At 70.3% G+C, this 26,215-nt stretch carries 19 protein-coding genes and 1 tRNA gene; 8 read left to right on the forward strand and 12 right to left on the reverse strand.

Annotated elements, in window-relative coordinates:
- The 3 genes from ON26_RS00010 to ON26_RS00020 form a co-directional block, all read right to left on the reverse strand.
- Nucleotides 1-644 (reverse strand): PP2C family protein-serine/threonine phosphatase (locus ON26_RS00010; protein WP_040793830.1); only part of this gene is annotated, 644 nt, incomplete at its 3' end.
- On the reverse strand, nt 641-1,108 hold the full coding sequence (locus ON26_RS00015) for an FHA domain-containing protein FhaB/FipA (protein ID WP_040793831.1): 468 nt from the start codon (nt 1,106-1,108) through the stop codon (nt 641-643). The genes ON26_RS00015 and ON26_RS00010, both read right to left, overlap by 4 nt.
- A 159-nt stretch (nt 1,109-1,267) precedes the next feature.
- Entirely contained in the window at nt 1,268-2,749 is a 1,482-nt protein-coding gene (locus tag ON26_RS00020) for an FHA domain-containing protein (RefSeq protein ID WP_040793832.1), read from the reverse strand.
- Between the two features lie 251 nt (nt 2,750-3,000).
- Between ON26_RS00020 and ON26_RS00025 the strand changes: the two genes are divergently transcribed.
- The 3 genes from ON26_RS00025 to ON26_RS00035 all read left to right on the forward strand — a co-directional run bounded on the left by ON26_RS00025 (nt 3,001) and on the right by ON26_RS00035 (nt 4,979).
- Nucleotides 3,001-3,083 (forward strand) — tRNA-Leu (locus ON26_RS00025).
- A 132-nt stretch (nt 3,084-3,215) separates the two neighbouring features.
- A complete protein-coding gene (locus ON26_RS00030; RefSeq protein ID WP_051026433.1) occupies nt 3,216-4,184 on the forward strand; it encodes an exodeoxyribonuclease III in 969 nt (322 codons plus the stop codon).
- A gap of 27 nt (nt 4,185-4,211) precedes the next feature.
- Complete coding sequence (locus ON26_RS00035; protein WP_040793833.1) at nt 4,212-4,979, forward strand: SDR family NAD(P)-dependent oxidoreductase; 768 nt, start codon at nt 4,212-4,214, stop codon at nt 4,977-4,979.
- On the opposite strand, the gene ON26_RS00040 is transcribed toward ON26_RS00035, so the two are convergent.
- Nucleotides 4,972-5,625 carry a TetR/AcrR family transcriptional regulator gene (locus ON26_RS00040; protein ID WP_040793834.1) on the reverse strand — a complete coding sequence of 218 codons (654 nt, stop codon included), beginning with the start codon at nt 5,623-5,625 and terminating at the stop codon, nt 4,972-4,974. The genes ON26_RS00035 and ON26_RS00040 overlap by 8 nt on opposite strands.
- A 91-nt stretch (nt 5,626-5,716) precedes the next feature.
- Here ON26_RS00040 and ON26_RS00045 point away from each other — a divergent pair, with 91 nt between their 5' ends.
- The gene (locus ON26_RS00045; protein ID WP_040793835.1) at nt 5,717-7,873 is read left to right on the forward strand and encodes an MMPL family transporter; all 2,157 of its coding nucleotides are present in this window, start codon (nt 5,717-5,719) and stop codon (nt 7,871-7,873) included.
- 717 nt (nt 7,874-8,590) lie between these two features.
- Here the strand turns inward: ON26_RS00045 and ON26_RS00050 are convergent.
- Nucleotides 8,591-9,589, reverse strand: coding sequence for a stage II sporulation protein M (locus tag ON26_RS00050; protein ID WP_040793836.1), 999 nt, complete (start codon nt 9,587-9,589; stop codon nt 8,591-8,593).
- Between the two features lie 44 nt (nt 9,590-9,633).
- On the opposite strand from ON26_RS00050, the gene ON26_RS00055 reads away from it, so the two are divergent.
- Nucleotides 9,634-10,407, forward strand: a complete 774-nt coding sequence (locus tag ON26_RS00055) for an RDD family protein (RefSeq protein WP_040793837.1) — start codon at nt 9,634-9,636, stop codon at nt 10,405-10,407.
- Between the two features lie 236 nt (nt 10,408-10,643).
- Here ON26_RS00055 and ON26_RS00060 read toward each other — a convergent pair whose 3' ends face one another.
- From ON26_RS00060 to ON26_RS34385, 5 genes are all read right to left on the reverse strand, one after another.
- Nucleotides 10,644-11,939, reverse strand: a complete 1,296-nt coding sequence (locus ON26_RS00060; protein WP_040793838.1) for a DUF58 domain-containing protein — start codon at nt 11,937-11,939, stop codon at nt 10,644-10,646.
- Between the two features lie 2 nt (nt 11,940-11,941).
- Nucleotides 11,942-12,838, reverse strand: a complete 897-nt coding sequence (locus tag ON26_RS00065) for an AAA family ATPase (protein WP_373280911.1) — start codon at nt 12,836-12,838, stop codon at nt 11,942-11,944.
- 135 nt (nt 12,839-12,973) lie between these two features.
- Nucleotides 12,974-13,996, reverse strand: a complete 1,023-nt coding sequence (locus ON26_RS00070; protein WP_040793840.1) for a DUF4129 domain-containing protein — start codon at nt 13,994-13,996, stop codon at nt 12,974-12,976.
- Nucleotides 13,993-14,871, reverse strand: a complete 879-nt coding sequence (locus ON26_RS00075) for a hypothetical protein (protein WP_040793841.1) — start codon at nt 14,869-14,871, stop codon at nt 13,993-13,995. The genes ON26_RS00070 and ON26_RS00075 overlap by 4 nt, the downstream gene beginning before the upstream one ends.
- A gap of 10 nt (nt 14,872-14,881) precedes the next feature.
- On the reverse strand, nt 14,882-16,699 hold the full coding sequence (locus tag ON26_RS34385; protein ID WP_051026434.1) for a DUF4407 domain-containing protein: 1,818 nt from the start codon (nt 16,697-16,699) through the stop codon (nt 14,882-14,884).
- Nucleotides 16,700-17,692: 993 nt separating this feature from the next.
- Here ON26_RS34385 and gltB point away from each other — a divergent pair.
- The 3 genes from gltB to ON26_RS00095 all read left to right on the forward strand — a co-directional run bounded on the left by gltB (nt 17,693) and on the right by ON26_RS00095 (nt 25,073).
- Nucleotides 17,693-22,339 (forward strand): glutamate synthase large subunit, encoded by a 4,647-nt coding sequence (gene gltB, locus ON26_RS00085; protein ID WP_040793842.1) that lies wholly within the window; start codon nt 17,693-17,695, stop codon nt 22,337-22,339.
- Between the two features lie 59 nt (nt 22,340-22,398).
- Complete coding sequence (locus ON26_RS00090; protein ID WP_040793843.1) at nt 22,399-23,868, forward strand: glutamate synthase subunit beta; 1,470 nt, start codon at nt 22,399-22,401, stop codon at nt 23,866-23,868.
- 305 nt (nt 23,869-24,173) lie between these two features.
- Entirely contained in the window at nt 24,174-25,073 is a 900-nt protein-coding gene (locus tag ON26_RS00095; RefSeq protein ID WP_040793844.1) for a cutinase family protein, read from the forward strand.
- 86 nt (nt 25,074-25,159) lie between these two features.
- On the opposite strand, the gene ON26_RS00100 is transcribed toward ON26_RS00095, so the two are convergent.
- Both ON26_RS00100 and ON26_RS00105 read right to left on the reverse strand, forming a co-directional pair.
- Entirely contained in the window at nt 25,160-25,483 is a 324-nt protein-coding gene (locus ON26_RS00100) for a hypothetical protein (RefSeq protein WP_245545663.1), read from the reverse strand.
- Between the two features lie 116 nt (nt 25,484-25,599).
- The gene (locus tag ON26_RS00105; RefSeq protein WP_040793846.1) at nt 25,600-26,214 is read right to left on the reverse strand and encodes a histidine phosphatase family protein; all 615 of its coding nucleotides are present in this window, start codon (nt 26,212-26,214) and stop codon (nt 25,600-25,602) included.
- Nucleotide 26,215 lies beyond the last annotated feature (1 nt).

Here is a 26,215-nt window from a genome sequence, read left to right on the forward strand (position 1 = left end):
AGCCGGTCGGCGCATTCGTCGGTGGTGCCCTCGCGCATGGTGTTGGCGATGGTCTCGTCGCTCACCACATCCGACAGCCCGTCCGAGCACAGCAGATAGCGGTCACCGGCGCGGGCTTCGCGCATGATGAGCGTCGGCTCGATCTCGTTGCCGGTGAGCGCCCGCATGATCAGCGATCGCTGCGGATGCGTGTGCGCCTGCTCGGCGGTGATCCGGCCCTCGTCGACCAGCGACTGCACGAAGGTGTCGTCCCTGGTGATCTGGTTCAGCTCGTCGCCGCGCAGTAGATACGCGCGGGAATCACCGATGTGGGCGAGGCCGAGTTTCTTGCCCGCGAACAGGATGGCGGTGAGCGTGGTGCCCATGCCGTCGAGTTCGGGCTCCTCCTCGACCTGGTCGGCGATGGCGGCATTGCCCTCGCGCACCGCGCGGTCGAGCTTGCCGAGCAGATCGTCGCCGGGTTCGTCGTCGTCGAGGTGGGCGAGCGCGGCGATCATCAGCTGCGAGGCGACTTCGCCTGCCGCGTGGCCGCCCATGCCGTCGGCGAGGGCGAGTAGCCGGGCTCCCGCGTAGACGGAATCCTCGTTGTTGCCTCGGACGAGACCGCGGTCGCTGCGCGCTGCGTAGCGGAGAACAAGTGTCACGGTCGGAGCTCGATCACTGTCTTACCGACCCGGACCGGAGTACCGAGCGGAACACGGACGGCGGTGGTGACTTTCGCGCGATCCAGATAGGTGCCGTTGGTCGAGCCGAGATCCTCGACGTACCAGTCGTCACCCCGCGGCGAGAGTCGTGCGTGCCTGGTGGAGGCGTAGTCATCGGTGAGTACCAGCGTCGAGTCGTCCGCTCGCCCGATCAGCACCGGCTGGGTGCCGAGCGAGATGCGGGTGCCGGCGAGTGAACCTTGAGTCACCACAAGATATTTGGCGCCCTTCTGGCCTCGACGCAAGGATGGCAGCACCGCGGAACCGCGGGCGGCCCTGGGCTGGATCCGAATGCCGGATGCCGCGTAGATGTCGCTGCGCAGAGTCCGCAGCACCGCCCAGACGAACAGCCACAGCAGCAGCAGGAACCCCGCGCGGGTCAGTTGCAGGATCAATCCCTGCACGGCGTTCCACCTCCTGCTTCGACCATGGGTATTCCGGTGCCATCGGTGCGGATCGGCCGACCCCCACACAACTGCCAGCCGCGAGACTCCGTGCGGAGCCGCGCGTAGGCAGCATCATAGGGCTGTCGGCCGATTTTCGATGACCGCGAGCTTACGGGATCACACGATTCGGATCAGGATCTCCGAATGTCCGGCCCGGATCACGTCGCCGTCGGCGAGTTGCCAATCCTGCACCGGCGATCCGTTGACCAGAGTGCCGTTGGTCGAGCCGAGGTCGGAGAGCATGGCCGTCTGGCCGTCCCAGCGAACCTCGATGTGACGGCGCGAGACGCCGGTGTCGGGCAGCCGGAAATGCGCGTCCTGACCACGTCCGATGATGTTGGAGCCCTCGCGCAGCTGGTACGTGCGGCCGCTGCCGTCGTCGAGCTGGAGGGTGGCCGAGTAGCCGGAACTCGCGGCCGGCGCGCCACCGTAGGCGGGCGCGGCGTAACCGGCCTGCTGGCCGTAGCCCGGCTGTTGCGGGTAGCCCCCGCCCGCGGCCGGAGCCGGGGCGCTCTGGCCGTACCCGGCGGCCGGCTCCTCGGCGCCGTAGCCGGGCTCGGCGTAACCGGGATCGCGGTAGCCCGGATCGGCATAGCCGGACTGGCCGTAGCCGGCCTGCGGAGCCTGCCCGTAGCCGGGCTCGGCATAGCCCTGGTCGCCGTAGCCGGGTTCGCCGTAGCCGCCCGGCTGACCGCCGTAGCCGCCCGGCCCGTAGCCGCCCTGGTCGCCATAGCCCTGCTGACCCGCGCCCGGCTGGCCGTACCCGGGGTCGGCGTAGGCCTGCGCGCCGCCGCCCTGGGCATAGCCTTGGTCGCCGCCGTAGCCCGGCTGTTCGTAGCCCTGGTCGCCGTAGCCGGGCCTGCCGTACCCGCCCTGCTGGCCGTACCCGGGCGCGCCGCCCTGCTGGTACTCGCCGCCCTGCTGGTAGTCGTAGCCGTTCGGGTAATCGCCGTATCCCTGACCGGACTCCGGTGCGCGGTAGTCGCCGCCCGCGCCGTACGGCGCGCCACCGCGGCCGTACTCGTCGGGGTATGCGCCGTTGGGGCCGGCGGCGGGACGGCCCGCGGGCGGCGGAGCGTACCCGCGATTACGTGGATCGGACTCCGCGGGCTCACGGCTCGGGTCGTAGCCAGAGTTCTGCGTCATGGGGCCAGCTCCTGGGTGCGGGTGTGCAGGTCGTTGTGGCGTGGGTTCGGGGCTCGGGGCCGGGGAGCCCCGGCGACCGACGTCCGGATCGACGCGGCCGCTCGCCCTGAACTGTCCGGTGTGCAGCGTAGGTGATGCCTCGAACGCTACGTGTACTTCGCCGTAGGTCTGCCACCCTTGGTCGCGGATGTAGTCCTGGAGATGTTTGGCGAACGCGCGGGTGGTGAGGTCGTGATCGGCGTCCAGTTGCTGGTGGTCGGCGGAGTTGATGGTGATCACATAACTGTTGGGCGCCAACAGGTGACCGCCACCCACGTCCTGCACGTTGTCGGCGGCTTCGCGCTGCAGCGCCGCCTCGACTTCCTGGGGCACGACGCTGCCCCCGAAGACCCGGGCGAACACGTCACCGACAGCGCCCTGCAGGCGACGCTCGAACCGTGAAACGATGCCCATTCCGGCCTCCCTTCGGTGAGCGTCTTCCTTCGGACATTCCCAGCTCTATAACAACGACGCACGCACCGGGCGTGTCGTCGAACGGCCACGTCCACTGCATGATATCCGCGAACCGGCACCGCCGATTCGCTACATCGGTAACTCTCGGGAACCCCACAGGGTTCCCGCGCCGTTCAGAGGACCGTACAACCCTCGCTGAGCTGCCGATTTCATGTCTCGCCGATCGGCGTGTTACTGTCTTCGAGTCGCTCGGGCGAGTGGCGGAATGGCAGACGCGCTGGCTTCAGGTGCCAGTGTCCGAAAGGACGTGGGGGTTCAAGTCCCCCTTCGCCCACACAGAGCAGTGAGGCCGGGAACTCCACGAGTTCCCGGCCTCACTGGCGTTCCGGGGCCGGTGCTGTGCGAGGGCCGGTGCGCGCGACCGGCCTCGTCGAACTCGGACATATCGAATCTAGAATCGCCGATCGTGCGCATCGCGACCTTCAACGTCAACGGAATCCGTGCCGCCCAGCGGCGCGGATTCGAGAAGTGGCTGCGTGATCGCGCGCCCGACGTGGTCGCGTTGCAGGAGGTCCGCGCGCCCGCGGCGGCGATTCCGGCCGGAGTGTTCGGTGATCACCATCTGATCTACGAGCAGGGGACCGTGCCGGGACGCAATGGCGTCGCGATCCTGACCCGCCACCCGCCGCGGGCGGTGCGTACCTGGAGCGGCACGGTGCTGGTGCGGCAGCCGGGAGCCGAGAACGTCGACCCGGTGGACACCGACGCCGTCCCGTTGGCGCGCGGGTTGCGCGAGTTCGCCGATCAGGGCCGTTACCTCGAGGTCGAGCTCGCGGACGCGCCGATCACCGTGGCCTCGCTGTATCTCCCCAAAGGCGGGTTGCCCGCTCATCTGCAGAAGCCCGGCCGGATGCGGGAGGCGCCGGACGGCGGCGCGCGCTACCAGCGCAAGATGCGGTTCCTCGAGGCGTTCGCCCGTCAGCTCACCCGCGCGCGGCGCACGGCGCGCGCGCAGGGCCGGGAGTTGCTGTTGATGGGTGATCTCAATATCGCGCACACCCGGCACGACGTGCGCAACTGGCGGCGCAGCAATCAGGTCGAGGGCTATCTCCCCGAGGAGCGGGCGTGGTTCGACTCGATCCTGTCGCCGCGCACCCTCGTCGACGTGGTGCGTTCCCATCATCCGGAGGTGGACGGCCCGTATTCGTGGTGGTCCTGGCTCGGTGAGTCGTTCGCGAACGACGTCGGCTGGCGCATCGACTACCACCTCGCCACGCCTGCGCTCGCCCGCGCCTCGGTCTGCGCGGGCACCGATCGCGAGCCCGCCGCGGACTGCCGGATCAGCGATCACGCGCCGGTGGTGGTCGACTACGACCTCGCGGCCGTGGCCGGCGCGATCCGTTCGTCCGCCGACGAGCCGCACCTGTTGATCTGAACGAGAACCTGTTCTAGTTTTCTCCCCATGCGTAGATACGACGGTCGTCGCGTCCTGGTCACCGGTGCGGGCTCCGGCATCGGACAGGGCATCGCCCTGCGGCTGCTGGCGGAGGGGGCGCAGCTGGTGGCCGCCGACATCGATGCGGCCGGGCTGGAAGCCACCGCGGGGAAGGCGGGCGAGGACGCGCGCAGGCTGCGGACCGCGCACGTCGACATCACCTCCCAGGAGTCCGTCGCCGCCGCCGTCGCCGAGGCCGGGGAGTTCCTCGGCGGCCTCGATGTCCTGGTCAACGCCGCGGGCATCCTCAAGCCCGCGCGTACCCACGAGATGCCGTTGGAGGTGTGGAACCAGGTCATCACCGTCAACCTCACCGGTACCTTCCTGGTGACCAAGGCGGCACTGCCCGCGCTCGTCGAATCCGGGCGCGGCGTAGTGGTGAATCTCTCGTCGACCTCGGCGTTCAGCGCGGCGCCCTATCTGGCGGCCTATGCGGCGTCCAAGGGTGGCGTGAACGCCTTCACCCACGCCATCGCGCTGGAATACGCCAAGGACGGCCTGCGCGCGGTGAACATCGTGCCCGCGGGCATCACCAGCGGCATCACCACCAAATCGATCATGGACCAGCCCGACGGCGCCGATTTCAGTCTCTACGCCCGTCAGGTCGGCTGGCTCGACGGCGGCAAGCTCGGCTCGCCGGAGGACATCGCCGGTGTGGTCGCGATGGTCGCCTCCGACGACGGCCGCTATATGACCGGCACCGAGATCCGCGTCGACGGCGGCGCGCTCATGTGAGTTCGTTGCGCGCCAGCAGTTCGGCGGCATCCGGTCCGGTCGCGAGGCCGAAGCGGACCAGTTCCAGCGTGCGCGCGATCGCGGTCGCACGCCCCTCCGGTGTGAGATGCCGGACCGCCCCGTCGACGATGAGCGAGGCCATCCCGTGCACCGCTGCCCAGGCGGCGTATTCGGCGTCCGGTCGCCGCGCCGGATCGGTGAAGCCGATATCGACCAGCTCGTCGAGCAGCGTCGAGAGCAGCCGGAACGCGGGGGCGTTCCACTCGCCGGGGCCGGCCGGGTCGGGCTCCCTGTTGCAGAAGGCGGTGCGGAACAGCCCCGGCTCGCGTTGGGCGAAGTTGATGTAGCCGTGCCCGATCGCCGAGAGCCGGGCCACCGCGTCCGCGTCGGCGGGCAGGTCGGCGAGCGTCTCGCCCATGGCCGTGAACAAGGTCCGCTGGGCCTGCTCCTGCGCGGCGTCGAGCAACTCTTCGTGATTGGTGAAGTGCCGGTATGCGGCGGTGGCCGTGACGCCGACACGCCGGGCCGCCGCGCGCACCGTGACCGCCTCGGGACCGCCGCTCTCGGCCAGCTCCGCGGCGGCCGTGACCAGGGCGTTCCGTAGGTCCCCGTGGTGATAGGGGCGTGCTTTCGCGGAAGTCGTCACCCTTTCGATGTTGACACCTGTGCACATGTGGTGGCAAGTTAACACCCACAAAGTTGTCATGCGTAAACATACGCGATCGAAAGGCCGTGAGATGTTCGACAAACTGGGCAGATTCATCGTCCGGCGGGCCCGCTGGATACTCGTGGCCAGCGTGCTCGCGCTGGTGGCGGGCGGGGCGCTCGGCGTCACCGCGTTCTCGAAGATGGACTCCGGCGGTCAGGACGATCCGGGCGCGGAGTCGAGCCTCGCGGCCGAGGCGCTCACCGAGCATTTCGGCGCAGGCACCGACTACGTCTTCCTGGTCCGCGCGGGCAACGGCGATGTGGACAGCCCCGAGGTGGCCGAGTTCGGCCGCGAACTCACCCGCGAACTCGCCGCTGACGCCCGGCTCACCGACATCGTGTCCTACTGGCAGACCGGCGCTCCCGCGATGCGCTCCACCGACGGCACCGCCGCCGTGATCCTGGCGGGCAACCCGGACCCGGAGGCCTCCGAGCACGCCGAGCAGATCATCGCCGACTATCGCGGCGACGGACCGGTGGCCGCGGTCCAGGTCGGCGGCTTCGATCCCACCTTCCACGCCATCAGCGCGCAGATCGGCAAGGATCTCGGCCTGGCCGAGGGAATCGCGGTGCCGATCATCCTGGCGCTGCTCGTGCTGGCCTTCGGCAATGTGGTCGCGGCCCTGCTCGTCCTGCTCACCGGCGGCATCGCGATCCTGGGTACCTTCGCCGAACTGTCGGTGCTGGGTTCGCTCACCGACGTGTCGATCTACGCGGTCAATCTGACCACCGCGCTCGGGCTCGGCCTGGCCGTGGACTACGGCCTGCTGATGGTCAGCCGCTTCCGGGAACGCCGGGCCGACGGAGCGAGCACCGACGACGCGGTGGCCCTGGCGGTGTCGACCTCGGGGCGCACCATCGCGTTCTCGGCCGCGACCGTGGTGGCGGCGTTGTCCTCGCTGGTGATCTTCCCGCAGTACTTCCTGCGCTCCTTCGCCTACGCGGGCATCGGCGTGGTGGCGATCTCGGCGATCGCCGCGGTGTTCACCCTGCCCGCCCTGCTCGCCGTCCTCGGTGATCGGTCCGACGCGCTGCGGGTGCCCGGCGTGCGCGGGCTGCGCGGTGACGCGGCGCCGTTCTGGGCGGGCGTGGCGCGCACGGCGATGCGCAGGCCGCTGCTCACCGGCGTACCGGTGGTGCTGGCCCTGCTGCTGGCCGCGGCGCCGCTGCTCGGGGTGCGGTTCGGTACGCCGGACGATCGGGCTCTGCCCACCTCCGTCGAGGCGCGTCAGGTCGGCGACGCGATGCGCACGGAATTCAGCGGCGGCGAACAGGGTGCGCTGGCGGTGGTGATCCCCTCGGCGCTCGACGCGCAGCCGCTTGCCGAGTACGCCGCCGCGCTCTCCCGTGTCGACGAGGTCGGCCAGGTCGATTCGGCGGCAGGCACTTTCGTGGGCGGGACGCTGGTCGCGAGCTCGCCCGCGGATCTGCGTTTCGCCCGGCCCGGCGCCCAGCGTCTCGACGTGCGCACCGATCTCGATCGGGATTCCGCCGAAGCGCGCGCACTCGTCGATCGGGTGCGCGCCGTGCCGACACCGGACGGCGCCACCGTGCTGATCGGCGGTCAGGCCGCCGAACTCCGGGACAGCTTGTCCGCCATCGGTTCCCGGCTGCCCGCAGCCGTCGGCTGGATCGTGCTGACCACCTTCGTGCTGCTGTTCCTGTTCACCGGTAGCGTGATCCAGCCGCTGCGGGCGCTGGCGTCCAACGCGCTGAGCCTCGCGGCGACGCTGGGGCTGATGGTGCTGGTCTTCCAGGAAGGGTTCCTGTCGGGACCGCTCGGGTTCACCCCGGCGCCGCTGGACGTGTCGATGCTGTTGCTGCTGTTCTGCATCACCTTCGGTCTCTCGATGGACTACGAGGTGTTCGTGATCAGCCGGATCAAGGAGTTGCACGACGGCGGGGCGGACACCGAGACCGCGGTGGTCGAGGGCGTGGCGCGCACCGGCAGGCTGGTCACCACCGCGGCGGCGCTGATCTCGATCAGCTTCCTCGCCTTCGTCAGCAGCGACGTGCGGTTCATCCAGTTCTTCGGTCTCGGCGCGGGTCTGGCCATCCTGATCGACGCCACGCTGGTGCGCGGCGTGCTGGTTCCGGTCACCATGCGCCTGCTCGGCCGGGCCGCCTGGTACGCGCCGCGGCCCTTGCGCCTGGTGCACGCCAGGGTCGGGCTGGCCGAGGCCTGAACATCTCGCCGCGATTCCGTGTCCGGCCGGCCGGGATACCGGCCGGCCGGACACGGGCGTGGCGATGACGAAAGCCCTGGTCGAGGGGGCGGTGAGGTGAAGATCACAGTTTGAATTTCCGGTTGCACACGCGGTGCTGAGAGCGCTGGTCGCGGTGGGCGAGCCGGCGCGGGCGCGGCCTTCTGGTTACCTTCCGGGCTCATCGATGTGATGGCCTCGTGAAGCGGGCGAACGGTATGTGAGTCAGGGATATCGGCCCGTAAACAAACTGCAAGTATTTTTTCTCACTTGAAACTTTCAGCAAGCGCATCCGTTCCAGCAAAACCCCAGGCAGAGTGGCTGAATCGGCGACATACCGAATTCTCGGAATGGTTCCGGCAAATCGTCGCAAAATCCATGGAGAGGTCTACGGAAGGGTCGCGTCGGTGCAGCTGCATGATCATTCAACCGTGCGCTCGGTGCCGGCGCGGCAGGCGTCGACGGGACCGCTGAGGATTAGCTGCCGGGGGGTCGGAAGGGCAACGGCCGCGGGTTAACTGAAGCGTGATCAAACCGGTTGACAACGGCCGGAAGGGGTTGCGTAGGGGTAACGATTGTGTAGAGTCGACGGCAACGCTGGCCGCAGCTGAGCTGGACTCGCTGCGGCCAGCGGAACTCAAATGGGGGCTCTCGCAAGCTAATTCGCAGGACGCGATTGCTGTTTATTCTCCCGGCCCTTCAGAAGCCCGGTGTGCTCACTGTTGGCTGTCCGTTCATCTCCCCGTGATCCGAGTCACGGCCCGCGGCGCGCCTGCCCAGTACGAAGACGTACGCGAGGAACCCGGCCTCGGCGAGGAAGCCGATGGCCACCCGCATCGGCGCAGGCAGCCCGCTCGGGGTCACGAATCCCTCCAGCAGGCCGGAGACGAACAGCACGACCACCAGTCCGAGGGCGATCGCCGCGGTCGCCCGGCCCTGCCGAGCCATCGCTTCCAGCCTGCCGAGCCTGCCGGGATCGATCAGGGTCCAGCCCAGTTGCAGCCCGGCGCCGCCCGCTACGAACACCGCCGTCAGCTCCAGCGTGCCGTGCGGGAGGATGAACCCGAAGAAGGCGTCCAACCGGCCCGCGTCGGCCATCAGGCCCGCGCTGATGCCCAGATTCAGCGCGTTCATGAACAGCAGGTACGCCGCGGGCAGGATCAGCACGCCGGTGAACAGGGCGACCGCGGACACCCAGGAGTTGTTCGTCCACACCTGCGCGGCGAAGGCGTCGTTCGGATGCTCGGTGTAGTAGGTCTCGAAGGCGCCGCCCGGCGCGGTCAGGTCCTGGTGGTCGTCCGGGATGCCGAAGAACTCCCTGGCCCGGCCCGAGCCCGCGATCCAGTTGCCCAGACCCGCGGCGACCGCGAGGAACACCGCCGCCACCCCCGCCCACCACGGCCAGGCCCGGTAGACCGCCGCCGGGAAGGTGAGGGTGAAGAACCGGCCGATCTGCGCCCAGGTGTCGGACCTGGTGCCCACCACGCGCACCCGGGCCCTGGTCAGGATCGCGCTGAGCCCGGCGACCAGCTGCGGGTCCGGGCTGTGCGCCTGCAATCGCGCCAGCTGCTGGGAGGTGCGCCGGTAGAGCACCACCAGTTCGTCGGCCTCGGCCCCGGTGAGCTTGCGCTTGCGCGCGAGCTGGTCGAGTCGAAACCAGGACGCCCGATGTGCGTAACTGTAAGCGTCTACGTCCATGTCGGTTGCCTCCCGCTACCGCCGGTCGAAAGAATGCTGACGAGATGGCTGAGTTCACCACCGGCGAAGCGGTCGCCCTCGAGCTTCCGATCGCCCGCATCCCCACCAGGGCCGCCGCGTTCCTCATCGATGTGGTGGTTCAGCTGACGTGCGCCTCCACGCTCTTCATGGCGGTCGGCATCCTGATCGACAGCGGTGCGGACTCGGCCTGGAGCGATGCCGTCGGCATCGTCACGATGGTCGCGGTCCTGGTCGGTTACCCGGTCGCCTGCGAGACTCTGATGCGCGGGCGCACGCCCGGCAAGGCCGCACTCGGCCTGCGGGTCCTGCGCGCCGACGGCGGGCCCATCGACTTCCGGCACGCGATGACCCGCGGCCTGGCCGGCGCGATCGTCGATTTCTGGATCTTCGGCGGCTTCGGCGCCATCGCGGTGCTCACCTCGCTGTGCTCGCCTTCGGCTCGCCGGGTCGGCGACGTGCTCGCCGGCACCGTGGTCGTGCATGCCGACGCGCCGCTGCCCGCGCCCGCGCTGGCCCACATCCCACCCTGGCTGGCCGGCTGGGCCGCCCGCCTCGACCTGTCCGGCATCCCGGAGGACCTCGGGCTCGCGGTGCGCCAGTACCTCACCCGGCTGCCGACGCTCACCCCGCAGGCGCAGGACGGCATCGGCCACCAGTTGGCCGACGCGGTCTGCGCGCGGCTGTCGGTGGCCCGGCCGCAGCAGTTCCCGCCGGTGCAGATCCTCGGCGCGATACTCGCCGAACGCCAGCGGCGCGCACTGACGCCCGGCGGACCGGGGCTGCTCCGTACGGTCTGACCGCCGGGCGAGCTCGAGTCGCGCGTGCCGCTCGGACCGGACCTGCGGCTCGAATCGCGCGTGCCGCTCGGACCGGACCTGCCGCTCGAGTCGCGCGTGCCACCTCGACTGCGCGTGCTGCTCGGACCGCGCGTGCCGCCCACCTCGTCCGGCCGCGGGACTACCGGGGGGTGTCCCCGCCCCCGCTGTCCGGCAGCCGAATTCGGCACGGCGCGGCCCGCCGGCGGCAGGGCGTCTCACAGCGAGCCGGACTGTTTGAGCTCGAGATACTCGTCGGCCAGCACGCTCGGCAGCCGATCGGGCGCCGCCGACACCACCGCGATACCCCGGCGCCGCAACGATTCCCGCACCAGGTCCCGCTCGGCGAGCGCGGATTCGGCGGCGGCGGCCAGGTAGAGCTCGTCGAGGCTGTCGCGAGCGGCGGCGGCCGCGGCGATCTCCGGATCGACCACCGACACCACCAGCAGGCGATGGCGGTGGGCGAGTACCGGGAGCGCCGGCAGCAGGTTCTCTTCCACCACAGCGGCGTCCAGGCCGGTGAACAACACGACCAGGCAACGTCGCCTGGCCCGTTCCAGCACGGCGCGGACCAGGCCCGCGCTGTCGGTGTCGGTCATGGCCGGGACGACGCCCGCCATGGCATGCATGAGTTGCGGCTGCAGCCGGTTGCCGGTCGCGCCGCGCACCTCGGTGCGCACCGTGCGGTCGTAGGCGAGCAGGTCGACGGTGTCGCCCGCCGCGGCGGCCAGCCCGCCGAGCAGCAGCGCGGCCTCGATGGCGACGTCGAGGCGAGTACCCGCGCCCACGCGGCCTGCGCCGACCCGGCCGGTGTCGAGCACCATCAGCACGTGCCGGTTGCGCTCCGGGCGCCAGGTGCGCACCAGCACATCGGTCGCGCGGGCGGTGGCGCGCCAGTCGATGGAGCGCACGTCGTCACCGGCGACGTATTCGCGGAAGGAGTCGAATTCGCTGCCCTGGCCGCGGGTGTTGGCGACATTGCGGCCCTCCAGATGCTGCAGCCGCTTGACCTTCGAACGCAGCAGATGCTCACTGCGGAAAGCAGGCAGCGCGCGCACCCTGGCCTCGACCGGGCGGCGGAACTGCCTGCCCGCCAGACCGAGCGGGCCGAACAGCCGGACGGTGACCGGTCCGGCGGCGCGGTCGCCGCGATACCGCGGCGTCAGCGTGGTCCGCAGACGTGTCTTGGTGTTCGGCGCCAGTTCCAGGCGGCGGGTCCGGTGGGCGGCGCCCGCGCTGTCGGGCCAGTCGTCCCACAGCATCCCGCGCACGGTGCGCGTGCCGGTGTTGATCACGGTCAACTCCACCTCGGCGGCCCGGCCGAGCCGCACGGTGGTCAGCGCCGGCCGGGACAGCGTGAGGTCGCCGGGGCGCGCGACGGCGGCCAGGTCCGCGCAGGCCAGCGTCACCAGCACCGCGCAGGCCACCACGACGCCGATCCAGGAGGGCAGCACGAGCGCGACGCCGAGCGCCAGCAGCGCCGCCACCGCGACCAGTCGACCGCTGACGACCACGACTACACCGGGACCGGGACCGAGTGCAGCAACCCGGCGAGCAGCGCCTCGGTGGTGACGCCGTCCAGCTCGGCCTCCGGCCGCAGCTGCAGGCGATGGCGCAGCACCGGCGTCGCCACGAACTTCACGTCGTCGGGCGTGGTGAAACCGCGTCCGTTCAACCAGGCGAAGGCCCGGGCGGCGGCCATCAGCGCGGTCGCGCCGCGGGTGGACGCGCCGTGCTGCACAGCGGGCGCGCTGCGGGTCGCCCGGCACAGATCCACGATGTAGGCCAGCACCTCCGGGGCGACCGCCACCTCGCCGACGGCCGCGCGCGCCGCCGCGATGTGCGCGGGCCCGGCGACCGGGCGCAGACCGGCGGCGGCCAGGTCGCGCGGGTCGAAGCCGGTGGCGTGGCGCTGCAGGATGCGGAACTCGTCGTCGCGGCCGGGCAGGCTGATGTCGACCTTGAACAGGAAGCGGTCCAGCTGCGCCTCCGGCAGCGGATAGGTGCCCTCCTGCTCGATCGGGTTCTGGGTGGCGATCACCACGAACGGATCGGGCAGCGCGCGCGGCTGACCGTCCACCGAGACCTGCCGCTCCTCCATCGATTCCAGCAGCGCGGACTGGGTTTTCGGCGGGGTGCGGTTGATCTCGTCGGCCAGCAGCAGATTGGTGAACACCGGACCCTGGCGGAAGGTGAACTCGGCCGAGTGCGGGTCGTAGATCTGCGAGCCGGTGACATCGCCCGGCATCAGGTCGGGGGTGAACTGCACGCGGGCGTGCTCGAGATGCAGCGAGGTGGCCAGCGCGCGCACCAGCAGTGTCTTGGCCACGCCCGGCACGCCTTCGAGCAGCACATGACCCCGGCAAAGCAGGGCGAGCACCATGAACAGCACGGCATTGTCGTTGCCGACCACGGCCTTGCCGATCTCGGCCCGCAGCGCGGCCAGCGCGGCATGTGCCTGTTCGGCGGTCGGCGCGGGGTCCGCCGGCGTGGGGCCGACCGGTGTGGGGCCCGCGGGGGGTGTCCGGGGATTTCGTCATGTCCGTCGTCATCGGAGCTCCGTCTCGATCAGATCCAGCTGGGCGGCGACCACGCGCAGCGCGGACGCGTCGGGCACCGGGGCGTACAGGGCGGCGTACACCAGGCCGGGATCGAGCCCGGTGCGGGCGGCGATCGCCCGCACCAGCCCATCCTGGTCCGCTCCGGCGGCGGCGCCGAGCCCGGGCCGGATCCGGCGCAGCGTGGCCGCGCGCAGTTTCGCGGCGAGGTAGTCGTGGTCGCCGGCGCGCCGGTACAGGGCGGCCTGTCCGGCCAGCAGTTCGTTGGCCGCCACCTCCACCGGACGCGGCTCGCGCACCAGCGCGCCGCGCCGCCTGGCCCGCCACCAGATCAACAGTGCGAAGGCGATCAGCAGTTGCAACCCGCCGAAGGCCAGCGGCGCGGGGAACCGGTCGAAGATCGAGTCCAGGCCTTCGATCGGGGGCAGCTCGGGATCCTCGGGTGGTGTCGGCAGGTCCGGCGGCGCCTGCGGCGGGGGCGGCGCGGTCGGCGCGGCACAGGACTGCAACGCCGCGTAAAGCACCAGGCCCAGCACGATGGCGCCGGCCAGCCCGGCCCAGAATTTCGGATTCCGCAGCAGCACGGGCAGCCGGGGCAACCGGCGGCGTGCGCGCGGCGCGACCTCCTCGACCTCGCGCAGCACCGGCTCGGCTTTCGGCGGCGGGGCCGCCGCGGAGAACGTGTCGGCGTATTCGAGCCTGCGGTATTCGTCCTCGGTGGCGCCGCGGCCGCCGTAGACGACCTCGTCGAAACTGCGTGCGGCGGGAACCAACTCGGCGGACACCTCGGGCGCGAGCACGGTTGAGGCGTCGGCGGCGGTCTCGTCGGCGGTGCGCGAGCGCCGCGTCTCGAGCAGGCCGCGCTGCTCCATCCCGCGCAGCGCGGCACGGAACCGCTCGCGCAGCGCGCGGTCGAAGTCGCGGCGGGCGGCGGCCTCCTCCGCGGCGGCGCGGTGCTCGACCGCGGCACCGAGCAGGGGTGGCTCGGGGGCCTGCCGGTGGTCCTCGGTCATGCTGCCCGCCCTCCCCGCGGCGCGGCGGGCACCCGGATGTCCATGCCTTCCCGGCGGCAGCGCGCGTCGATGTATTGGGCCACCCGCGAGCAGGATTCGACGATCTCGGCGAAGGCGGCCAGTATCAGCGACATCGAGGTGAGCAGCACGATCACCGGCCACATGTGGGTGCCGGAGATATCGGAGACGAACATCGCCAGGCCGATCAGCGGCACCGCCAATATCGCGAACAGCGTGCGCTGCACGAGCCACAGTCCGGTCAGCCGCCATTGCGAGCCCGAGGCGAGCACCTTGGTGCGGGCGACGCCGTCCCGATAGGGCACCGCCTCGGCGTAGAGCACCGCGGGCAGCGGGAACCGGCCCGCGCGCAGATAGCCGAGCCAGACGACGAGGAACGGAACGGTGATCAGCAGGACACCCAGCGCGAGCACCCCCACGCCGACGAGGGTGAACACCAGGTGCGCGGTGAGCACCGGGACGGCGTGCGTGCCCAGGGCCTCCAGCGCGGCGCGCGGTCGCATCCGATGCCCGAAGGCGGCACCCAGCGCGACCGGGACGACCGTGCCGCGCAGGACGGCGCGCACCATCCAGGCGCAGGTCAGCGTGGTCAGCACCGCCGTCCAGCCGATGGCCGTGTCGGAGCCGTCGCTGAGCCCGGCGACGCTCGCGGTGAGCAGCGCGACGACGAGTTCGGCCACCACGACCGTCCCGCCGCCGAGTATCGCCAGTGTGGCGAGTTCGGTCTGGATCAGCGCGAACGGCAGATCCAGCAGTTCACGGAAGGTGAGCGGGCGAACGGGGACGGGTCCGGGCGACCCCGGTGCCGGTTCCTCTCCCGCCCCGGTGACGCCGGCCGGATCAACGGCTGGCAGCACGCGTCGGAGTCTAATGGAAACGTGTTCCGGCGGAGCGTGCGTGCGAATCCGCCGACTCGCCCGCCTCCGGCGCCGCGCCCACCAGCTCGACCGGGAGTACCGGTTCCACATCGACCACCGTCGCGGTGACCGCCCGGCCGGACCCGACCCCGGCCCCGGGCACGGTCTCGCGGACGGCCACGGTGATCACGCGGTTGTGCCGCAGCGTGAAGGTCAGTTCCTCGACGTCGTCGATGGCCCGGCGCGCCGTGCGCAGCGGACGGGTCGCGGAATCGACGGCACCGAGGACGAACGAAGGCACCAGCGGCCCCAGCCATTCGGCGAACGGAAGGTTTCCGAGCCCGGGCAGCGCTGCCGCGCCGTGCTCCGGCGCGGCACCGCCCGGCCGGGCGAACTCGGTGATGCCGATCTCCAGACCGCCGATCGCGGCGATGACCCGGGTGTGGCGCCTGCCGTCGCCGAACGTCTCGACCACCGGGGCGTCCGCGCCGGTGGCCCGCTCGGACGCACGGATGGGCGATCCGGTCGGAATTCCCGAACCTGCGGATCTCTCGGCAGTCGATCCGGGCGCCGCAGCCGAACCGGACGCTGGGACCGATCCGGGTGCCGAGGCCGAACCCGGCGCCGCGACCGATCCGGGTGAGGTGGCCGAACCGTGCGTTGTGGCCGATCGGCTTCCGGCAGCGAGCGATTCGGGCCCCGCGGCCGGGTAGGCGGTTGTGGCGCCCGCTCGGACCGCGCGGGCGAGAGGTTCGGCCGCGCCGAGTTCCGGGAGCGGCGTGGCGGTGCGGAGGCCCGTGGTCAGCCGGCCGGCCTCGATGGCCCTATCGGCGCGCAGTTCCTCGGCGGCGGCGCGTATCCGGGCCCGTTGCACGGCGATGGCGGTCTCGGCGTCGCGCTCGGCGGCGTCCATCGCCGCGCGGGCGGCGGCGTGCCGGTCCTGCGAGGTCACTCCGAGCCAGCGGCGGACCAGCAGCGGCAGCAGGGCGATCAGGACGCCACCGAGCAGGGCGGCCAGACGGGTCGGCAGAGCCGCGGCCGAGGCAGTGGTGTGCTCGTGCATGGCCGCCCACCGTGCGCCCGGTCCGCGATCGCCTGCCCGGTCGGCCGCCGAATACGCGGCGGCGAGACCCTGTTCGGCTTCGGTGACGCGCTGCTCGAGTGCGGGCGCGCGGTCGCGAGCGGCGGCGAGACGAGCGCGCGCGTCGTCGAGCATGGCCCGCGCGGCCCGGTGCTCCGGACCGTCACCGGGGACGCCGGTGATCCTGGTGGGCGGGCACTGGTCGGTGGGGTTGAACTCGCAGCGCGCGGTGACGAGGGCCCGCTCCACCTCCGTCTCACCCTCGGTGATCGTGCTCCGCAGCGCCGCCCGATCGGTTTCGGCGCGCTCGAGCGCCGTCTCGGCCGCGAGCACCTCGGGCGCCGAAACCGCTGCTGCATGGGCTTTCTCGTCCAGGATGCGGTCGACGGCGGCCGCGGTGGCCACGACGGTGGCGGCCTCGCCGATGAACACGCCGAGGACGAGGGCGAGCAGCACCCGCCCGAGGAACCAGAGCCGGCGCGGCGCCGTGCCGGGTGAGGACGCCACCGCCCGCGCGATCACTGCGGCCACCGCGACCGCCCCCGCGGCCGCGGCGATCACCACGGCGACCGGCCACATCGGCGCACACGCCGCCGCGGCGACGCCGCCGGCCACCAGCGCGGACACCGTGACCGCCGCCCCGGTGAGCGCGTAGCCCGCGCGCTCGTGCGCTTCGGCGACAGCGCTCGGCTGCGCGCCGCCGATCCGGACGAGCATCCCGGTGGCGGACATCCGGGTGGTGGACATCGAGGCACTTCCTCCGGAATCGTCGGGTCGGCGAGGGCGGCGCGCTGGACATTCGGGCGGATATTCGGAGAGCCAGATTGGCAGGCCGTGACCCGACACACCGAGCATGCACGCGCTGATGTGGGCAGGCTCACACGGGCGGCCTCGCGCCGTCGCTCGTCGCCTCGACGGCCGGGTTGTTCGCCGTGGTGGGAGCGGGTGCGCGGAAAGTGGTACGGCCGCGCGAAAACTACCGGTCGTCAGATTTCCCTCTGGGGCACAACGGGGTTGGCGAGAAGCGGCCCCGCGGGCGGGAAACCGTGCGGTAGCGGCGTGGTAGCCGAAAGTGTGCTGCGAGGCGCGGCGAGAAAAAGAACCCGGACGGTCGGATCAGGTGAGCGGCCTGTCGCACCGGGTGTCGGAAATGTCTCACCGGAGGGCCGGGGAGTTAGCCGCAGCGCGCTTGGTTTGCCGCCGAAGGAGGCGGGGAAATCATCTTCGATGCAGGTAACGGCCGCTTCCGCGGTGTTCGCACCCCTGTCTGGACCCGTTCGGAGGTACTGCTGGCACCCGGTGCCGGGGGATCGATCGGGGCCGATGCACTGCTTTACACTGGACAACGCGCACACGTGGAGGACCGTCTTGAAGAAGCCCAGCTAGATCAGGTTATTAGCACGACCTAAGTTGGTTGGGCTCCGGACCTGACTTATCGTTTGCTCTTACGCCGAACGCCAAAAACGCTCGGCACCTCGCCTGCTCGGGCTCTCGAAGCCGGTGCCCACAGTAGTGGGCGAGCACCCGCGCGGAGGTAAGGAACGTGTAAGCGTTCCGTTACCGCCGAGCACCCACTTGTATTAACCAGCGGGTGGACAACTGGAGACGTGACTGCACGCCGAAGACCATCAGCGCGGCTGGTTTCCGGATCGTACGGGCGCAGTCTTGACGGAGGCGTTCAACGAAAGACCGTTTTCCTCGAGGTCTTTCTCCGAAGGCCACTTTCTTGAAGGCAGAGGCATGACGCAACTTCCTGGCCACAGGTCACCTGGACCCATCGGTCTCTACGACCCGGCGAACGAACACGACGCCTGCGGTGTCGCATTCGTCGTCGACATGCACGGCCGTCGTAGCCGCGACATCGTCGACAAGGCCATCACGGCCCTGTTGAACCTGGAACACCGCGGTGCCGCGGGCGCCGAACCGAACTCCGGTGACGGCGCGGGCATCCTGATCCAGATTCCGGACCGCTTCTTCCGCGCCGTGGCCGGCTTCGAGCTGCCGCCCGAGGGCTCCTATGCCTCCGGTATCGCCTTCCTTCCGCAGGCGCGGCGCGAGGCCGCCCGGGCGTCCTACGGCGTGGAGAAGATCGTCAAGGAAGAGGGCCTCGAGGTTCTCGGCTGGCGCGAGGTGCCGATCGACGAGAGCTCCCTCGGAGCGCTCGCCCGCGACGCCATGCCCACCTTCCGGCAGATCTTCATCGCCTCGCCGAAGAACTCGGCCGAGCAGCTCTCCGGCATGGACCTGGAGCGGCGTGCCTACGTCATCCGCAAGCGGATCGAGCACGAACTCGGCAGCCAGGGCGCGGGCGAGGGCGCGACCGGTCGCGAGACCGTGTACTTCCCGAGCCTGTCCGGGCAGACCTTCGTCTACAAGGGCATGTTCACCACCCCGCAGCTGCGCGCGTTCTACCTGGATCTGCAGGACGACCGCGTCGAGTCGGCGCTGGGCATCGTGCACTCCCGGTTCTCCACCAACACCTTCCCGTCCTGGCCGCTGGCCCATCCGTTCCGCCGTGTCGCCCACAACGGTGAGATCAACACCGTCACCGGCAACGAGAACTGGATGCGCGCGCGGGAGGCGCTGCTGAACAGCGACGTGTTCGGCACCGACTCCGCGGGCAACAACCGGCTGTCCAAGATCTTCCCCGTCTGTACCCCGAAGGCCAGCGACACCGCGCGCTTCGACGAGGTGCTCGAACTGCTGCACCTGGGCGGCCGCCCGCTGCCGCACGCCGTGCTGATGATGATTCCCGAGGCATGGGAACGCCACGACAGCATGGACCCGCAGCTGCGCGCCTTCTACGAGTACCACTCCATGCTGATGGAGCCCTGGGACGGCCCGGCCTCGGTCTGCTTCACCGACGGCACCGTCGTCGGCGCCGTGCTCGACCGCAACGGCCTGCGCCCCAGCCGCGTCTGGGTGACCGACGACGGCCTGGTCGTGATGGCCTCCGAGGTCGGCGTGCTCGACATCGATCCGTCCAAGGTGGTCCGCAAGGCGCGCCTGCAGCCGGGCCGCATGTTCCTGGTCGACACCTCGCAGGGTCGCATCGTCGACGACAACGAGATCAAGACCCAGCTCGCCGCCGAGCACCCCTACCAGCAGTGGCTGGACGAGGGCGTCACCCGGCTGGCCGACCTGCCCGACCGCCCGCACGTGCACATGTCGCACGACCGGGTGCTGATCCGGCAGCAGATCTTCGGCTACACCAACGAGGAACTGAGCCTGCTGATCTCGCCGATGGCCAAGACCGGCGGCGAGGCGCTGGGCTCGATGGGCACCGACACCCCGATCGCTGTGCTCTCCGCGCGTCCGCGTCTGCTGTTCGACTACTTCTCCCAGCTGTTCGCGCAGGTCACCAACCCGCCGCTGGACGCGATCCGGGAAGAGGTCGTCACCAGCCTCAAGCGCAATCTGGGCACCGAGGCCGACCTGCTGCACCCCGGTCCGGATTCGTGCAAGCAGATCGCCATCGAACAGCCGATCCTGGACAACGACGAGCTGTCCAAGCTGGTCCACATCAACGACGACGGCTCGCAGCCCGAGCTGCGGTCGGTGGTCGTGCGCGGCCTGTACCCGGTGAAGAAGGGCGGCAAGGGCCTGCGCAGGGCGTTGCAGGCCATCAACACCCAGGTCTCGGCCGCCATCGAGGGCGGCGCCAAGCTGATCGTGCTCTCCGACCGCGAGTCGAACGAGAAGCTGGCCCCGATCCCGTCGCTGCTGCTGACCTCCTCGGTGCACCACCACCTGGTCCGCGAGCGCACTCGCACCAAGGTCGGCCTGATCGTTGAGGCCGGCGACGCCCGCGAGGTGCACCACATGGCCATGCTGGTCGGCTTCGGCGCCGGCGCGATCAACCCCTACATGGCCTTCGAGACCATCGAGGACATGATCGAGCGCGGCGCGCTCGATCTGGGCACCGGCAGCGTCGCGAGTGATTACCAGAAGGCCGTCGCGAACTACATCAAGGCCGCCGGCAAGGGTGTACTGAAGGTGATGTCCAAGATGGGCATCTCCACCCTGGCCTCCTACAACGGCGCACAGCTGTTCCAGGTCATCGGTCTGTCGCAGAGCCTGGTCGACGAGTACTTCACCGGCCTGCGCTCGCCGCTGGACGGCATCGGTCTCGACGAGATCGCCGACGATGTCGCCGCCCGGCACCGGGTCGCCTTCCTGGAGAACCGCAACGAGCGCGCGCACCGCGAGCTCGAGGTCGGCGGCGAGTACCAGTGGCGTCGCGAGGGCGAGTACCACCTGTTCAACCCGGACACGGTGTTCAAGCTGCAGCACGCGACCCGCTCGGGTCAGTACTCGATCTTCAAGGAGTACACCAAGCTGGTCGACGACCAGTCCGAGCGGCTGGCCTCGCTGCGCGGCCTGTTCAAGTTCAAGCAGGGCGTGCGCGCGCCGATCTCGATCGACGAGGTCGAGCCCGCCTCCGAGATCCTCAAGCGCTTCTCCACCGGCGCGATGAGCTACGGCTCGATCTCCTCGGAGGCGCACGAGACGCTGGCGATCGCGATGAACCGGATCGGCGGCCGCTCGAACTCCGGTGAGGGCGGCGAGCATCCGGCCCGCTTCGAGGTCGAGGACAACGGCGACTGGCGGCGCAGCGCGATCAAGCAGGTGGCCTCCGGCCGCTTCGGCGTGACCGCGCACTACCTGACCAACTGCACCGACATCCAGATCAAGATGGCCCAGGGCGCCAAGCCGGGCGAGGGCGGTCAGCTGCCCGCGCACAAGGTGTACCCGTGGGTCGCCGAGGTACGGCACTCGACGCCGGGCGTCGGCCTGATCTCGCCGCCGCCGCACCACGACATCTACTCGATCGAGGATCTGGCGCAGCTGATCCACGACCTGAAGAACGCGAACCCGCAGGCTCGGATTCACGTGAAACTCGTCGCCGAGCCCGGTGTCGGCACCGTCGCCGCCGGCGTCTCCAAGGCGCACGCCGACGTGGTGCTGATCTCCGGCCACGACGGCGGCACCGGCGCCTCGCCGCTGACCTCGCTCAAGCACGCGGGCGGCCCCTGGGAGCTCGGCCTGGCCGAGACCCAGCAGACGCTGCTGCTCAACGGTCTGCGCGACCGGATCGTGGTGCAGGTCGACGGCCAGATGAAGACCGGCCGCGACGTGATGATCGCGGCGCTGCTCGGCGCCGAGGAGTACGGCTTCGCCACCGCTCCGCTGGTGGTCTCGGGCTGCATCATGATGCGCGTGTGCCACCTGGACACCTGCCCGGTCGGCGTCGCCACCCAGAACCCGGTGCTGCGCGAGCGCTTCACCGGCAAGCCGGAGTTCGTGGTGAACTTCTTCCAGTTCATCGCCGAAGAGGTGCGCGAGCTGCTGGCGCAGTTGGGCTTCCGCACGCTGGACGAGGCCATCGGCCGGGTCGACCTGCTCGACACCACCAAGGCCAAGGAGCACTGGAAGGCCAGCAAGCTGGATCTCTCGCCGATCCTCGACGACATCGAGACGGCGTTCATGTTCCAGGACCGCCGCTGCACCAAGTCCCAGGACCACGGCCTGGACCGGGCGCTGGACCGGGAGCTGATCGAGCAGGCCCGCGATGCGCTCGAGCTCGGCAAGCCGGTCAAGATCGAAACCAAGATCACCAACGTGAACCGCACGGTCGGCACCATGCTCGGCCACGAGGTGACCAAGCTGTACGGTGGCGCGGGCCTGCCCGACGACACCATCGACATCACCTTCACCGGATCGGCGGGCAACAGCTTCGGCGCCTTCGTCCCCGCGGGCATCACGCTGCGGGTGCAGGGCGACGCGAACGACTACGTGGGCAAGGGCCTTTCGGGCGGTCACCTGGTGGTGCGCCCGGCGCCGAACGCTCCCGAGGACTTCGTCGCCGAGGGCAACATCATCGCGGGCAACGTGATCCTGTTCGGCGCGACCAGCGGCAAGGCGTTCATCAACGGCGTCGTCGGTGAGCGCTTCGCGGTCCGTAACTCCGGCGCCACCGCGGTCGTCGAAGGCGTGGGCGACCACGGCTGCGAGTACATGACCGGTGGCCGCGTGGTGATCCTCGGAGCGACCGGACGCAACTTCGGCGCGGGCATGTCCGGCGGCGTGGCGTTCGTCTACGACCCCGAGGGCTCGTTCGTGGCCCAGGTGAGCCCGGAACAGCGCGAGGCGCTCGAGCAGCTGTCCGGCGACGACTTCACCTGGCTGCGCGACACCATCACCGAGCACCGCGACAAGACCGGTTCCGCGGTCGCCGATCGCATCCTCAGCGACTGGTCCCAGCAGGTGAATCACTTCGTGAAGGTCATGCCGCGCGAATACAAGAAGGTTCTGCTCGCCATCTCCGAGGCCGAGAAGGCCGGCAAGGATGTCGACGAGGCGATCATGGAGGCCGCACGTGGCTGACGTACGACGCGTCCTGGACGCGGGCGAGCTGTTGAGAGGCGAGGAGACGGAGGCCGCACGTGGCTGACCCGCAAGGATTTCTGAAGCACACCAAGCGGGAGTTGCCCGCCCGGCGCCCGGTTCCGCTCCGGCTGCTGGACTGGAAAGAGGTCTACGAGGACAAGTTCTCGCACGAGACCCTGCAGACCCAGGCCAGCCGCTGCATGGACTGCGGTATCCCGTTCTGTCACAACGGTTGTCCGCTGGGGAATCTGATCCCCGAGTGGAACGACCTGGTGTACAAGAACCGCTGGCGCGAAGGCATCGACCGGCTGCACGCGACCAACAACTTCCCGGAGTTCACCGGGCGGTTGTGCCCGGCGCCGTGTGAGGCCTCCTGCGTGCTCGGTATCAACCAGGATCCGGTCACGATCAAGCAGGTCGAGGTCGAGATCATCGAGAACGCCTTCGACGAGGGCTGGGTGACCCCGGTCTACCCGACCCGCCTGACCGGCAAGAAGGTCGCCGTCGTCGGTTCCGGCCCGGCCGGCCTGGCCGCCGCGCAGCAGCTGACTCGCGCCGGTCACACCGTGACGGTCTTCGAGCGCGCCGACCGCATCGGCGGCCTGCTGCGCTACGGCATCCCGGAATTCAAGATGGAGAAGCGCTTCATCGACCGCCGTCTGGCGCAGATGGAGGCCGAGGGCACCATCTTCCGCACCGGCGTCAACGTGGGCGTGGACATCACCGCCGACGAGCTGCGCGAGCAGTTCGACGCGATCGTGCTGGCCGGCGGCGCCACCCAGGCCCGCGACCTGCCGATCCCCGGTCGTGAGCTGGACGGCATCCATCAGGCGATGGAGTTCCTGCCCTGGTCCAACCGGGTGCAGCTCGGCGATCCGGTCACCGACGAGGAAGGGCTGCCGCCCATCCACGCCAAGGGCAAGAAGGTCGTCATCATCGGCGGTGGCGACACCGGCGCGGACTGCCTCGGTACCTCGCACCGGCACGGCGCGACCTCGGTCCACCAGTTCGAGATCATGCCGCGTCCGCCGGAGGAGCGCGCCGCCTCGACCCCGTGGCCGACCTACCCGCTGATGTACCGGGTGTCCTCGGCGCACGAGGAGGGTGGCGAGCGGGTGTTCTCGGTCAACACCGAGCGCTTCGTCGGCAAGGACGGCCATGTCACCGGCCTCGAGGCGCACGAGGTGAAGATGGTCAACGGCCGCTTCGAGAAGGTCGAGGGCACCGACTTCACGCTGGAGGCCGATCTGGTGCTGCTGGCGATGGGCTTCGTCGGCCCGGAGAAGGGCGGCCTGCTCACGGATCTGGGCGTCGGCTACGACCAGCGTGGCAATGTGCAGCGCGACAAGAGTTGGGCCACCAATGTGCCCGGCGTCTTCGTCGCCGGCGACATGGGCCGTGGCCAGTCGCTGATCGTGTGGGCCATCGCCGAGGGCCGTGCCGCGGCCTCGGCGGTCGACCAGTACCTGGAGGGCGAGACCGCGCTGCCCGCGCCGATCACCCCCACCATGGTGGCCCAGCGTTGAGGTAGCTACCAGCGCGAAACTCGAGGCGCCCGTGGACGAATCGTCCACGGGCGCCTTTGCGTCACAGCAGCGCAAGCCGTTTCGGCACGTCCGCGCTGCGGGGCGGAGCCGATCGGAGGGAATCGCCGATCCGAATGGCGGGCTCGCCGCCTGAGCTCTAAGGTGATCACGATCAACTGCGATCCCGGGGTGGACAGCCGGAGTTAACCGCGTGTGCACTGCCGCGAAATCCGTAGGGACCAGCATGATCAACGCGAACTTGTCGGGGCTGCTCCCGCGTGGGGCACGGGTCGAACTGGAGCGGTATGCGGTGGAAGAAGATGGTCGCCGGGCTGGGCGCCTCGGCGGCGATTGCCTCCGGTCTGACGGTGGGCAGCGCGGCGACGGCGGTGGCCGCGCCGTGCCCGAGCCTGTACGTCGTGGCGATCCCGGGAACCTGGGAGACCGGCCACGACAAGGAGCCCCAGCCGGGCATGCTGTCCGGTGTCACCCGTGGGCTACCGCGCTCCGTCGAGGTCGATTACGTGACCTACGCGGCGACCGCCTTCCCGTGGGAGGGCGAGGCCTACGGCAATTCCAAGAAGGAAGCCGTCTCCAACGCGCGCGGCTTGCTCAGCCGGATGGCGCTGCGCTGCGGCGAGACCAGGATGGCTGTGGTCGGCTACAGCCAGGGCGCCGACGCCGCGGGTGATCTCGCGGCCGAGATCGGCACCGGCCTGGGCGCGGTGCCCGCCGACAAGATCGCCGGCGTCGGCCTGATCTCGGATCCGCGCCGTTCGCCCACCGACATCCAGGTCGGCCCGCCCGCTCCCGGCGCCGGCGCGGGCGGCCCCCGGCCCGGCGGCTTCGGCTGGGTCTCCGATCGGGTGCGCACGATCTGCGCGGTCGACGATCTCTACTGCGCCACGGCCACCGATGATTTCGTCACCCGCTTCGCCGGTTTCCTCGCCCAGAGTTCGGATGCCAACCCGGCCAATGTCTGGCGCTACCAGCTGGAGGCGGGTGCGATCATCAACGACCTGATGGCGCAGGGCGGGGTGCCGCTCCTGCAATCGCAGCTGTCGGAGTCGGCGACCCAGAAGCGCGTCGACGATATCGAGCGCTTCTACAAGTCGCAGACCCACACCGCCTACGGCAGCTATTCGGTCGGCGGCGGACAGACCGCGATCAGCTGGATGCACAACTGGATCGCCGGAATGGCCTGAGCCCGAACCATTCCGGTCCGAAACATCCCGCGGCATCGCCACAGAGACGACGGCCCGTTCCCGACCGGGAACGGGCCGTTCGCGCGTCAGCCCGCGGAACCGGTGGCCGGGAGCGGGAAGTGCTCCGGCGCAGACGGCCACGGGAACAGGTCGTGCCTGCCGCGCTGATCGGGCCCGTCGGGGCGATCGTGCGGGGTGGGACGGTCCTGACCGCGATCGTGCGGTGCGGCGATGTCGGTGAGTTCCCCGGCGACGGAATGGACCACCGCTGTGTCGGCGGCGGGCGCCTCGGCCGAGGCGGTGGCCGCCACCGCGCCGAGCGGAACGAGGGTGAGCGCGCCGGCCAGCGCGACCCTGACCGCACCGCGTCGGAAGGGCAGCGGGGACGACATGTATGTGCGAGCAGCCAACGAATTGCCTTTCTCTCTGCGACAAGTGCTCCACCGGTGCGGAGCACTCACGCCAGGAAAGTCGGCGACGCTGTGGCCGCTCTGCGACCGGGCTGCGGATCCGCTGTGAGCGTCGCTCAGCGGTCCTGATTGCGCGGCAGCAGATCCCAGACGTGGCCGTTCTCGTTGACGGTGGCCGCGCTGCGGCGGCCGGTGCGGGAGAACAGCACCCGGGTGATCGAGCAGTAGTCGATCGGGAAGGTCAGCGGCCGGGGCAGGCCGAGCACGTTCTGCAGCAGCACGTTCACCACGCCGCCGTGCGCGAAAGCGACCACCGTGTCGTCGGGTCCGGTACTCGCGGCGATCTCGTCGACGGCGCGCAGCACCCGGGTGACGAACGCGGCCTCGTCGATCTGCTCGGGCAGGTACCCGGCCTTGATCCGCTCGTAGGCGTCGCGGAACTCGATCTTGGCGTCCTCGACGGGGATGTAGGCGGGCAGATCGCGGTCGTATTCGGCCAGGTCGTCGACGACATCGATGGGCAGGCCGAGCTTCTCGGCGGTCGGGGCGGCGGTCTGGCGGGCCCGCGCCTGCGGGCTGCTCAGTACCCGGGTGATGCGGTGGTGGTGGGCAAGCGCGGCGGGCACCCGGGCGGCCTGTTCGCGTCCGATCTCCGCGAGATCCGGATCGGCGGGACCGGACGTCGCGGTCAGCCGCAGCGGCTGGGCATGGCGGACAAGAATCAACTGCACC

Origin of the sequence: Nocardia higoensis NBRC 100133 (assembly GCF_000308595.1) — a bacterium.
In the GTDB taxonomy this organism is placed as follows: Bacteria; Actinomycetota; Actinomycetes; order Mycobacteriales; family Mycobacteriaceae; genus Nocardia; species Nocardia higoensis.

What these genes read in the sequence shown, in the direction of transcription:
- ON26_RS00020 (WP_040793832.1), bottom strand. Translation starts at nt 2,749, where the DNA reads ATGGGCATCGTTTCACGGTTCGAGCGTCGCCTGCAGGGCGCTGTCGGT.
- ON26_RS00035 (WP_040793833.1), top strand. Translation starts at nt 4,212, where the DNA reads ATGCGTAGATACGACGGTCGTCGCGTCCTGGTCACCGGTGCGGGCTCC.
- ON26_RS00045 (WP_040793835.1), top strand. Translation starts at nt 5,717, where the DNA reads ATGTTCGACAAACTGGGCAGATTCATCGTCCGGCGGGCCCGCTGGATA.
- ON26_RS00050 (WP_040793836.1), bottom strand. Translation starts at nt 9,589, where the DNA reads ATGGACGTAGACGCTTACAGTTACGCACATCGGGCGTCCTGGTTTCGA.
- ON26_RS00055 (WP_040793837.1), top strand. Translation starts at nt 9,634, where the DNA reads ATGGCTGAGTTCACCACCGGCGAAGCGGTCGCCCTCGAGCTTCCGATC.
- ON26_RS00070 (WP_040793840.1), bottom strand. Translation starts at nt 13,996, where the DNA reads ATGACCGAGGACCACCGGCAGGCCCCCGAGCCACCCCTGCTCGGTGCC.
- ON26_RS34385 (WP_051026434.1), bottom strand. Translation starts at nt 16,699, where the DNA reads ATGTCCACCACCCGGATGTCCGCCACCGGGATGCTCGTCCGGATCGGC.
- gltB (WP_040793842.1), top strand. Translation starts at nt 17,693, where the DNA reads ATGACGCAACTTCCTGGCCACAGGTCACCTGGACCCATCGGTCTCTAC.
- ON26_RS00095 (WP_040793844.1), top strand. Translation starts at nt 24,174, where the DNA reads ATGCGGTGGAAGAAGATGGTCGCCGGGCTGGGCGCCTCGGCGGCGATT.